Here is a 10,628-nt window from a genome sequence, read left to right on the forward strand (position 1 = left end):
AAATGCCTTGACAAAGGCGGAGTTAAGGGCCTCCCGGAGTTTGGGCGGCACCTTGTCCTCCAGCGCCCGGTCCAGCCTGGACTCCGGCGGACGGGCATGGCGGGCCTGATAGGCTCTCCTGCGGCGCTCCAGCCGGGCAAATTCCTTTTCCCAAGGTGTGACAGCTTTCTTCTGCGGCACGGCTCTCCCTCCTCTGTGCATAATGGATGAGGTGAGGATATCACACAGCCGGGGCGCCTGTCCTGAAATTGGGATTAAAACTTGTCACTTCCCCGGCCCGAATGACGAAATTTTGTAAAAAAATTATGAACGCTCTTGCATTTTTCCGCAAGTGGCGGTATAGTAATTTAGCACTCATAAATATTGAGTGCTAAATTTACAAAAACTTAGATTTTACGATATAGGAGGCATCCATCATGGCAAAGAAACAGTTCAAGGCGGAGTCCAAGCGGCTGATGGATCTGATGATCAACTCCATCTACACCCACAAGGAGATCTTTCTGCGGGAGATCATCTCCAACGCCAGCGACGCAGAGGACAAGCTGGCCTACCGTGCCCTCACCGATGACAGCGTAGAGGTCAAGCGCAAGGATCTGAAGATCACCATCGTTCCCGACAAGGAGAAGCGGACCCTCACCGTGTCCGACAACGGAGTGGGCATGACGAAGGACGAGCTGGAGTCCAACCTGGGCACCATCGCCAAGAGCGGCTCCCTCCAGTTCAAGCAGGAGCTGGAGCGGGACGACAAGGCGGCCTCCAAGGTGGATGTGATCGGTCAGTTCGGCGTGGGCTTCTACTCCGCCTTTATGGTGGCGGACGCGGTCACCGTCATCTCCCGGGCATATGGCGCGGAGGAGGCGTGGATGTGGCAGTCCGCTGGCACGGATGGCTACACCGTCACCCAGTGCGAGAAGGAGACGCCGGGCACCGATATCATCATGCACATCAAGCCCAACGCCGACGAGGAGAACTACGATCAGTATCTTGAGACCTATAAATTACAAGAGCTGATCAAAAAATACTCCGACTATATCCGCTATCCCATCGTGATGGAGGTGGAGGACTACCGTCAGAAGGAGAAGCCCGCCGACGCCGGAGAGGACTACAAGCCCGAGTGGGAGACAGTGAAGGAGTGGAAGACCCTCAACTCCATGGTGCCCCTGTGGCAGCGGCAGAAGAGCAAAGTGAAGCCGGAGGAGTACAACGCCTTCTACAAGGAGAAATTTGGGGACTGGCAGGACCCCCTGACCGTGATCCACACCAGCGCCGAGGGCGCCGTCACCTACAAGGCCATGCTCTATATCCCCTCCCACACCCCCTACGACTTCTATACCCGGGAGTATGAGAAAGGACTTCAGCTTTACAGCTCCGGCGTGCTCATCATGGACAAGTGTGCCGACCTGCTCCCTGACCACTTCCGCTTTGTCAGGGGCGTGGTGGACTCCCAGGATTTCTCCCTGAACATCAGCCGGGAGGTGCTCCAGCACACCCGCCAGCTGAAGGTCATTGCCTCTGCCCTGGAGAAGAAGATCAAGGGGGAGCTGATGAAGCTCCAGAAGGAGGACCGGGAGAAGTACGAGACATTCTGGAAGTCCTTCGGCACCCAGATCAAGTATGGCGTGGTAGCCGAGTACGGCCAGCACAAGGAGCTGCTCCAGGATCTGCTGCTGTTCTGGTCCTCTAAGGAGGGGAAGGACACCACCCTGGCGGAGTACCGGGAGCGGATGCCAGAGGATCAGCCCTATTACTACTACGCCTGCGGCGAGAGCGCTGAGAAGATCGCAAAGCTGCCCCAGGTGGAGCGCATTTTGGACAAGGGGTACGAGATCCTGTACTGCACCGAGGACGTGGATGACTTTGTCATGCGCGGCCTGGGAGAGATCGACGGGAAGGCGTTCAAGTCGGTGAATGACGAGGATGCCCTGCCCCAGAGCGATGAGGAGAAGAAGACGGCCGAGGAGAAGGCGGAGGCGGGCAAACCTGTGCTGGAGGCTGTCAAGGAGGCCCTGGGCGAGGAGGTGAAGGAGGTCCGTGCCTCCTCCATCCTGAAGTCGGGGGCGGTGTGCCTGACGGCTGACGGCCCGGTCTCCCTGGAGATGGAGAAGTATATGCGGAAGGTGGATGGGGACCGCGCCGCCCGGGCCCAGCGGGTGCTGGAGCTCAACCCGGATTCCGCTCCCTTTGCCGCGCTCCAAAAGGCGGTGGAGGCAGGGGACAAGGATACGGTCTCCAAATACGCCAAGCTGCTCTACGGACAGGCTCTCCTGCTGGCAGATCTGCCGCTGGAGGACCCGGCGGAGTACGCGCAGCTGGTCTGCTCCCTGATGGTGTGAGCCGGAAGGCTTTCCCCAAGTTCCAAGTCTCGATCTGTTTTTGAGTCCCCGCCACCGGGAGATGGGGACACCGGGGGAGGGCTCTGTCCCGGGAGTGCGATCGAGATCAAGAAAACTGAAAACGCACGATTTTTGTGCCGGCCGGCGCAGCCAAAGAGCTGCGCCGGCCGGTCTGTTTTCCTTCAGGGGACATCGGAGGACGGGAGACCGGCTCCCCCCAAAAAAATCAGTAAAAAAACGCTTGACTTGAAGTGGACTCCAGGGTTTATGATGGGTCCGCAGATGCAGCAGAACAGGAATAAGGAGGAATGAATATGTCAAAACGCATTTTGGTCATCAGCACCAGCCTGAGGGAGAAGAGCAACTCCCAAGCCCTGGGGGACGCCTTTGCCGCTGGCGCGCGGGAGGCGGGTCACCAGGTGGAGCAGATCTCCCTGCGGGGAAGATCCATCGCCTTCTGCACGGGCTGTCTGGCCTGTCAAAGCGCCGGCCAGTGTGTGATCCAGGACGACGCAGTGGAGATCGCGGAGAAAATGGGCCGGGCAGAGGTCATCGCCTTTGCCACCCCCATTTATTACTACGAGATGAGCGGGCAGATGAAGACCCTGCTGGACCGAGCCAATGCCCTGTTTGCGTCGGACTACGCCTTCCGGGACATCTATCTGCTCACCGCGGCGGCGGAGGAGGATGACCAGGTCCCGGCGCGGGCGGAGAGCGGCCTGACCGGGTGGATCGACTGTTTTGAAAAGGCCAGACTGGCAGGGACAGTCTTTGCCGGAGGGGTGAATGGACCGGGGGAGACTGCCGGGCATCCCGCCCTGGAGCGGGCCCGGGCCATGGGCCGTCAAGTATAAGGAGGAACTGTCATGCTGGGAAATTTTACTTACTGCAACCCCACCAAGCTGTACTTTGGAGAGCAGTCGCTGGAGGGGCTCCACAAGGAGCTGCCAAAATATGGGGACCGGGTGGTCCTCATCTACGGCGGGGGCTCCATCAAGCGCAACGGTATCTATGACGCCGTGCGGGCCATTCTGGACCAGGAGGGAAAACAGGTGGCGGAGATCGCCAGAGTCATGCCAAACCCCACCCTGGCCAAACTGTATGAGGGCATTGGGGTCGCTCGGGCGCACCGGGCTGACCTGCTGCTGGCGGTGGGCGGAGGCTCGGTGTGCGACTATGCCAAGGCGGTCGCTGTGTCGGTCCACTGTCCGGAGGACCCATGGGAGAAATACTATCTCCGCTTTGAGGAGCCAGAATGCCCCATCCTGCCGGTGGGCTGTGTGCTCACCATGGTGGGCACTGGCTCAGAGATGAACGCCGGCTCGGTGATCACCAACCAGGAGACCCGGCAGAAGATCGGCCACGTCTTTGCGGACGAGGCGGTGATGCCCCGCTTCTCCATTTTGAATCCCCGCTTCACCCTCACCCTGCCCCGGGAGCAGATGGTCGCGGGTATCTACGACATCTTCAACCACATCTGCGAGCAGTACTTCTCCGGGGAGGATGACAACACCAGCGACTATCTCAGCGAGGGGCTGATGCGCTCCCTCCTGTGCTCCAGCCGGGCTGCCAACCGGGATCCCCAGGACTACGAGGCCAGGAGCAACATCATGTGGACCGCCACCTGGGCGCTGAACACCCTGGTGTCCCGGGGCAAGTCCACCGACTGGATGGTGCACATGCTGGGCCAGGCGGTGGGGGGCTACACCAACGCCACCCACGGCATGACGCTGGCGGCGGTCTCCCTGCCCTACTACCGGCACATCCTCCCCTATGGGCTGGACAAATTCAAGCGGTTCGCCGTCCAGGTGTGGGGAGTGGACCCGGCGGACAAGACCGACCTCCAGACGGCGGAGGAGGGGCTGGCGGCCATGGAGGGCTGGATGAAGGAGCTTGGGCTGACCATGAATACCAGTGCGCTGGGCGTGACGGAGGACATGCTGGAGGGGCTGGCTGACGTAACCATCCACCTCACCGGGGGCTACAAGGATCTGGATCGGGAGGAGATCCTTCAGATCTTCCGGGAGAGCCTGGGCTGACCAGACAGAAAGCTCTGCAAATAAGGCGCAGCGCCCGGAGTATTCTCCAGGCGCTGCGCTTTTTTCACCATCCCTTCCCCCGTGGTCCAGGGGCGGGGAGTGCGCCCTCGTCGGGCTGGAATTCCGTCATAGTGCCCCAGAACCGCTTTGGCATGTTGGTCATCCGGCACCGGGGATTTTCCCGTTCCCGGATGGCGATGGTGTCATAGAACCGCCTCCACAGACGCCGGTAGGTCACCTCCTCCTGCCCCGGCGGGGCAGGGGCAAAGTCTTCCGCGGGCAGAATGGCCCACCGACTGGGCTGATGGATCAGCAACTCCCGGTGGGTGCGGTCGTAGATGAGGAAGTGCTCCCCGGAGTACCGGGTGCAGAAGTGGGGGCGGAGGAGGGGAAGCACCCGGTTTTTGGGCTCGATCTCCCCTACCAGCACCCCCTGCTGATCGGAGAAGCGGAGGAACCCCTTGAGCAGATGGGCCTCGCTCCCCAGGTGCTGCACCGCCTTCCACAGCACGTGGACCCGGTCGTCGGTGAGATCCCGGGTGATGTCCGCCCCCCGTTGGTAGCCCAGCCGCAGGAAACGGTACATGTGCAGCTCCCGCTCGGGCAGACAGGTGAGAAAAGCCTGGGTCACCAGCCGGCAGGCCTGGGGGGAGATCTTTTTGGACAGAGAGCGGTACACCCGCTCCGCCTTGGCCTGGTCGGTGTCCACATGCCGCTCCGGCCAGAGGGTGAGGCGGTCCTCTTCCGGTGAGGTGAAGCAGACGGCCTCCTCGCGGTGGGCATAGCTCTCAAACACACAGGTGAGAAAGCCGGGATAACTGCCGTCATAATCGAAGCAGACCTGCTGCCAGCTCATGAGGCCCCCTCCTCTCCAAAGAGGGAGAGCTGCTCCGGCTGGATCTGGGCCAGGGCGGGGCGCTCCAGGGCAGCCAGATGGGACAGGATGCCCTCCTCCCGCACTCGCAGACCCTCCAGCATGCGGCCGGAGCAGGTGATGAAGTACTGGGCCCGCTTGAGGACCACCCCCAGCTTTTTCAGGCCGGAGAAGGACAGGGGGCCGGCCCGCCGGGCTGTGAGGATGCGCTTGGCGCTGGTGACCCCGATGCCGGGCACCCGGAGCAGGGCCTCATAGTCGGCCCGCTGGACCTCCACAGGAAACTGGTCCAGGTGGCGCAGGGCCCAGCCGCACTTGGGGTCCAGACGGAGGTCGAAGTCGGGCCGCCCCTCGTCCAGCAGCTCCTCGGCCCGAAAGTGGTAGAAGCGCAGCAGCCAGTCCGCCTGATACAGCCGGTGCTCACGCAGCAGGGGCGGCTGAAAGCCCTGGGGAGCGGGGAGCAGGGAGCTGGAGGAGACGGGGATATAGGCGGAGTAGAAGACCCGCTTCAGATGGTACTTGTCGTAGAGCCCCTGGGTGAGCATCAGGATGTGGCGGTCACTCTCCGGCGTGGCACCTACGATCATCTGAGTGGACTGGCCCGCCGGGGCGAAGCGGGGGGCATGGTGGTATTTGGCCAGCTCCTGCCGGGACTGGGTGATCCCATCCCGGATCTGGGCCATGGGGGCCAGGATACCGGCCCGGCCCTTGTCCGGGGCCAGCAGGGCCAGGCTTTTGGCGCTGGGCAGCTCGATGTTGACGCTGAGCCGGTCGGCCAGCAGGCCCAGCTGCTGGGTGAGGAGGGGGTCTGCACCCGGGATGGCCTTGGCGTGGATATAGCCGCCGAAGCCATAATCCTGGCGGAGCAGGCGCAGTGCCTCGATCATCCGCTCGGTGGTATAATCCGGGTCCCGCAGCACGGCGGAGGAGAGAAAGAGCCCCTCAATATAGTTGCGGCGGTAGAACTGGATGGTGAGTTCGGCCAGCTCCCGGGGAGTAAAAGCAGCCCGGGGCGGATCGTTGGACCGGCGGTTGACACAGTACTGGCAGTCGTAGGCGCAGATGTTCGTATAGAGGATCTTCAGGAGGGAGATGCACCGCCCGTCAGCGGAGAAGGAGTGGCAGCAGCCCGCCGCCATGGTGGAGCCCAGCCGGCCCGCCCGTCCGGCCCGGTCCAGTCCGCTGGAGGTGCAGGCGGCGTCATACTTGGCGGCGTCCGCCAGGATGGTCAGCTTGTCCATCAGGTCCATGGGGTCTCCCTCCCTTGAAATCGAACATATGTATTATAATAAACCAAACATATGTTTCTGTCAAGGGGAGAGAACATGCCAAAACCTTTCCAATGGGGGAAGGTGATACGGTGCCCATATTGGAGGAGCGGGGGGGGGGGGGGGGGGGCGGGGGGGGGGGGCGGGGGCGGGCCCGATCTGCGGATCGGGCCCCGCGCCCTTTTAGTGCTCTGGAGTGCCATGGAGAGGGGAGAAGTCCGCACGGAGACACCGGGGGCCGGCGGAAGTGACCTCCGGTGCGCCCCGGTAATACACCTGAAGAGCGGCGAGGAGAAAATGAGTCAGTTGGGCCGCCTCCGATCCGCTGAGGGGCAGCGCACCCGAGGGCAGGAGGGGCAGACGCCTGCGGATCTGGAGGCGGCCCAAGTTTCCAGGAGAAAAGAGACCAGCCCGGAGCAAGAGGTCACGGTCCTTGATCTCAATCCAGCACAGGTCCGTCGTGCCGGCGTCCAGCGCACTCCCGGCGGCCCAGTCCCGCCGGTTATCCAGGAAGACGATGGTCTCCTCCAGGGCCTGGCGGAATGCCGGGGGTATCTCTGAGTTTCCATGAAAAAAGTCTCGGGTCAGCGGCCCATGAGCCGCCCTCCTGTGGGCGATATAAGAGGCACTGTGAGAAAGGACCCATCCTCCCACCCCTAATATCATCAAAAGCAGAATGACGGACTTCATCATAGACGGCGGCCTCTTCGTCTCAGGTATCTTTTTTAGTTATCTTATAGATACTATGCTAGCACTCTTTCAGATAATTCGCAAGGGAAAAGATTATCTGTAAGATAACGGAGAGGGAGTTGTCAGAAATGAGCATGGAAACAAGGGCCCTGGGGGATGCAATCCGCGCGGCCCGCATGAAGAAGGGGCTGACTCAGGATGCGCTTTCGGAGCTTCTGGATATCACGCCCACTCATTTGAAGAATATCGAGGGCTCCCGTCGGAAGCCCTCGGTGCCTCTTCTGTTCCAGATGATGGAGCTTCTGGATCTCTCCGTGGATGCTCTGGTGTTCCAGAGCAGGGAGGAGAGCAGGTGTCTGCGGATGGACGGCCTTTCGGAGCGGGAGGCGGAGGCGCTGGAGCGTCTGGTGGACGCCATGCGGGAAAAATAGAGCACCGGCTTGGGCGTGGGCCTGAGCCGGTGCTCTTGTTCTGGAAAGTGTTCAGAGGGGAAGCGCGATGATGGCGGGGACCAGCACTGGGACGGCTAGGGAGAGGATCAGTCCCGAGGCAAAGGAGTAGATGGCCATGCGGTCGGCAGTGGCGCTGACTACCACCGGTAGCAGGGTATCCATAGCTGTGGCACCGGGGAGGGCCACCGCCTCGATATAGCCCAGCTTCTGGGCCACGATGGGGACGGCCACAATGGAAAACAGCTCGTGCATGATGTTGGACAGGAAAGCGGTGGCAGATACGGTGAGGGAGTACGGAGCCAGCAGGGTGGGGGCCAGGGAATACCAGCCGAATCCGGCCGCTGCCGCTACGCAGTCCTTGGGGCCCAGGGGCAGGAACAGCCCTACCAGGGCCGTCACCGCAAAGGTGCCCGCCATAACCGCCAGCGGGACCAGAAGGACCCGGAGCCCGGCGGCCCGAATATCCCGGATCAGGCTGCCCTGCCGGCCCATATCCAGGCCCACCAGAAAGAGGAGCAGGTACAGCCCCCAGCGGATGACCGTGCCACAGTGGGCTACGGCGGCGTCGGGGAGCAGGAAGCGGCCCACCAGAATGCCCGCCGCTACGGTGAAGACGATGGCGAGGGTCAGGCTGTGGTCCACGTGGACCGTCTCCCCGGAACCCTGGTCGCTGTCCTCCGGTGCCTCCTGGCAGGAACGGCCCTGAGCGTTCAGCTTCAGCAGATATTTTCTCAGGGCGTGGACAGCCAGCATGCTGCCCACCATGGAGGTGAGGGTGACCGCCAGGGCGTTGAGCCCAATGGTGCCCAGGGAAGAGATGATCTCCTCGTTGGACCCCAGCTCGGCCCCCAGGGTCACGATCAGCAGCAGCAGAGCCGCCGTCTGAAACCGGCCCAGCCAGGGCATGGGAAGGGACTGGATCTGGGGGCGGGAGCCCAGAAAGGCCCCAAGAGCCACCAGAGCCAGATAGAGGATCAGATCAAGAAGGGTGCCGGACATCTGCTGCAACGGGATCACTCCTGACATGAATAGACGAAAAGAAACGGAGGGCGGGTCTCCTGCCCTCCGGACGCGGACAAAAAATTATTATAGCATGGGTGAAGAAAAAAGTCCAGAAAAATGGGGAAAGTCCCCGCGGCCTGTCCCGCCTCATTGGGAAACGCCACAAACGCCCGGTCCTTTCGGACCGGGCGTTTGTGGGAAGAAGGAGACAATACAAAAGGGGACCGGGCCCCGGCCTGCCGACTGGCAGGCATGTCCGGCGGCCTTCTGTACAGGGGTAGCGATGGAAACGGAGGTCAGCGGCCCCCTTCGGGGCCCCGGCCTCGGCTTTCCGCCTTGGACCTTTCAGCGGCTTCGCGCCGCCTCTCTGGAACCCCGCGCCGCCCCGGCGGGGCCGCCACGGAATGGATCAGAACTGGCTCTCAGATCACTCCACGTCCATGTCCGGCTTGTTGAACTCGCCGAACAGCTCCTCGTTGCTGGGCATATCCTCGGGCAGAGGACGGGCCACCCAGGTGGTGTTCATGTAGTGCTTCAGGCAGATGTTCTCGGACACGATGTTGCCGCCCCAGGTGCCGCACCCCATGGAAGACGTGGGAGGCATGCCGTTGGTGGAAGAACCGGAGTTGCCGCGGTTGTTGGGCTGGCGCACCATGATGCGGGACACGGGGGCGCACATGCCCAGACGATGGATGTGGTCGTCGTCGAAGGAGTAGATGCCGCAGCTGTGGCCCTTGCCGCCCACGTTGAACATGGCCTGCATCATGGTCAGTGCGTTCTCAAACTCCCCGTAGTACTTGAACAGGGTCAGCAGAGTGGTCAGCTTCTCGCTGGAGAAGAAGTGCTCCTTGCCCACGTTCTCGATGCCGCCGCCGGTCACAGCGATGAACTTCCGGTCAGCCGGGATCTCGAACCCAGCGGCCTCCGCCAGCTTCTGCGGGCTGATGGCCACGGTGTTGGGCAGACGGTGCCCAGCCTCGTCCCACATGACGGCCTTCAGCTTCTCAGCCTCTTCCTCGTTGGCCAGGTAAGCGCCCTCCTTCACCAGGGCGGCTACGAACCCGTCGTACACGTCCTCGTGGATGATCAGGTTGCCGTCGCAGGAGCAGCCGGAGCCGAAGTCGGAGCACTTGGAGATCCGGGTGTTCATGGCAGCCTCAGCCTGACGCTCGGGGGTGTTGCAGGTGTTGTCGATGATGACAGTCGCGTTGCCGGCGCCGGAGCCGTAGGCCGGCACACCGGAGGAGTATGCGGACTTGACCATGGGACGGCCACCGGTGGCGATGACCAGGTCGCAGCGCTTCATCAGCTCCTGGGTCAGGGTGATGCTGGGCTCCTCGATGCCCTGGATGATGTCGGCGGGAGCGCCCTCACGCACCAGGGTCTCACGGATGATGTTGATGCACTTGTTGGTGGTCTTCTTCGCGCGCGGATGGGGGCTGCAGATGATGACGTCACGGGCCTTGATGGCATAGATCACCTGGCCGGCAGGGGTCAGGCAGGGGTTGGTGGTGGGCACCAGGGACGCGATCACGCCCACAGGCTTGGCATACTTCACGATGCCCTTCTCAGGGATCTCCTCGATCACGCCCACGCTCTTCTGACGCAGGCAGTCCCGCAGGATCAGCTTCAGCTTGTTCCGCTTGTTCCGCTTGGTCACCTTGTCGCCCAGGCCGGTCTCGTCCACCGCCTCGTCAGCCAGGTTCGCCCAAACCTTCATGTCGATCACAGAAGCGGCGACCGCCTGGCACAGCCGGTCCACGCGCTCCTGGTCATAGGTGGCGATGATCTCCGCCGCAGCGCGGGCCTTAGCGACCATCCCGTCCAGCATTTCGATCTGCTCAGGAGTGACTTCTTTCGCCATTGTAATGATCTCCTTTTCCTTATTATTTGCCGGACCTCCGTCCAGCTTTCCTTACTGTCGCCATTATACCACTTCTTCCTCTCCCGTCCAATACTTCATTTCAATG

The 10,628-nt window shown here is 62.0% G+C and carries 9 protein-coding genes and 1 pseudogene; 4 read left to right on the forward strand and 6 right to left on the reverse strand.

Going from position 1 to position 10,628, the window contains the following annotated elements; genetic code table 11:
* Nucleotides 1–180: pseudogene (locus NE584_RS18345) on the reverse strand (hypothetical protein); the annotation flags it as partial.
* 236 nt (nt 181–416) lie between these two features.
* On the opposite strand from NE584_RS18345, the gene htpG reads away from it, so the two are divergent.
* The 3 genes from htpG to NE584_RS18360 all read left to right on the forward strand — a co-directional run bounded on the left by htpG (nt 417) and on the right by NE584_RS18360 (nt 4,372).
* On the forward strand, nt 417–2,333 hold the full coding sequence (htpG, locus tag NE584_RS18350; protein ID WP_108980355.1) for a molecular chaperone HtpG: 1,917 nt from the start codon (nt 417–419) through the stop codon (nt 2,331–2,333).
* A gap of 314 nt (nt 2,334–2,647) precedes the next feature.
* The gene (locus NE584_RS18355) at nt 2,648–3,187 is read left to right on the forward strand and encodes a flavodoxin family protein (protein ID WP_256183449.1); all 540 of its coding nucleotides are present in this window, start codon (nt 2,648–2,650) and stop codon (nt 3,185–3,187) included.
* Between the two features lie 12 nt (nt 3,188–3,199).
* Nucleotides 3,200–4,372, forward strand: coding sequence for an iron-containing alcohol dehydrogenase (locus tag NE584_RS18360; RefSeq protein ID WP_256183450.1), 1,173 nt, complete (start codon nt 3,200–3,202; stop codon nt 4,370–4,372).
* Between the two features lie 64 nt (nt 4,373–4,436).
* Here the strand turns inward: NE584_RS18360 and NE584_RS18365 are convergent, their stop codons facing one another.
* The 3 genes from NE584_RS18365 to NE584_RS18375 form a co-directional block, all read right to left on the reverse strand.
* Nucleotides 4,437–5,228 (reverse strand): TIGR03915 family putative DNA repair protein, encoded by a 792-nt coding sequence (locus NE584_RS18365; protein WP_256183451.1) that lies wholly within the window; start codon nt 5,226–5,228, stop codon nt 4,437–4,439.
* Nucleotides 5,225–6,496: a putative DNA modification/repair radical SAM protein gene (locus NE584_RS18370; protein ID WP_256183452.1), complete on the reverse strand. Its 1,272-nt coding sequence runs from the start codon at nt 6,494–6,496 to the stop codon at nt 5,225–5,227. The genes NE584_RS18365 and NE584_RS18370 overlap by 4 nt, the downstream gene beginning before the upstream one ends.
* Nucleotides 6,497–6,697: 201 nt before the next feature.
* The gene (locus NE584_RS18375) at nt 6,698–7,207 is read right to left on the reverse strand and encodes a hypothetical protein (RefSeq protein WP_050623282.1); all 510 of its coding nucleotides are present in this window, start codon (nt 7,205–7,207) and stop codon (nt 6,698–6,700) included.
* Between the two features lie 125 nt (nt 7,208–7,332).
* On the opposite strand from NE584_RS18375, the gene NE584_RS18380 reads away from it, so the two are divergent.
* The gene (locus NE584_RS18380; RefSeq protein ID WP_050623283.1) at nt 7,333–7,635 is read left to right on the forward strand and encodes a helix-turn-helix domain-containing protein; all 303 of its coding nucleotides are present in this window, start codon (nt 7,333–7,335) and stop codon (nt 7,633–7,635) included.
* Between the two features lie 51 nt (nt 7,636–7,686).
* Here the strand turns inward: NE584_RS18380 and NE584_RS18385 are convergent, their stop codons facing one another.
* Both NE584_RS18385 and NE584_RS18390 read right to left on the reverse strand, forming a co-directional pair.
* Nucleotides 7,687–8,655: a lysine exporter LysO family protein gene (locus NE584_RS18385; RefSeq protein WP_256183455.1), complete on the reverse strand. Its 969-nt coding sequence runs from the start codon at nt 8,653–8,655 to the stop codon at nt 7,687–7,689.
* Between the two features lie 430 nt (nt 8,656–9,085).
* Complete coding sequence (locus NE584_RS18390; protein WP_050622458.1) at nt 9,086–10,522, reverse strand: aldehyde dehydrogenase family protein; 1,437 nt, start codon at nt 10,520–10,522, stop codon at nt 9,086–9,088.
* Between the last annotated feature and the right edge of the window lie 106 nt (nt 10,523–10,628).

The organism is Clostridium sp. DFI.5.61 (assembly GCF_024462915.1).
GTDB lineage: Bacteria > Bacillota > Clostridia > Oscillospirales > Oscillospiraceae > Lawsonibacter > Lawsonibacter asaccharolyticus.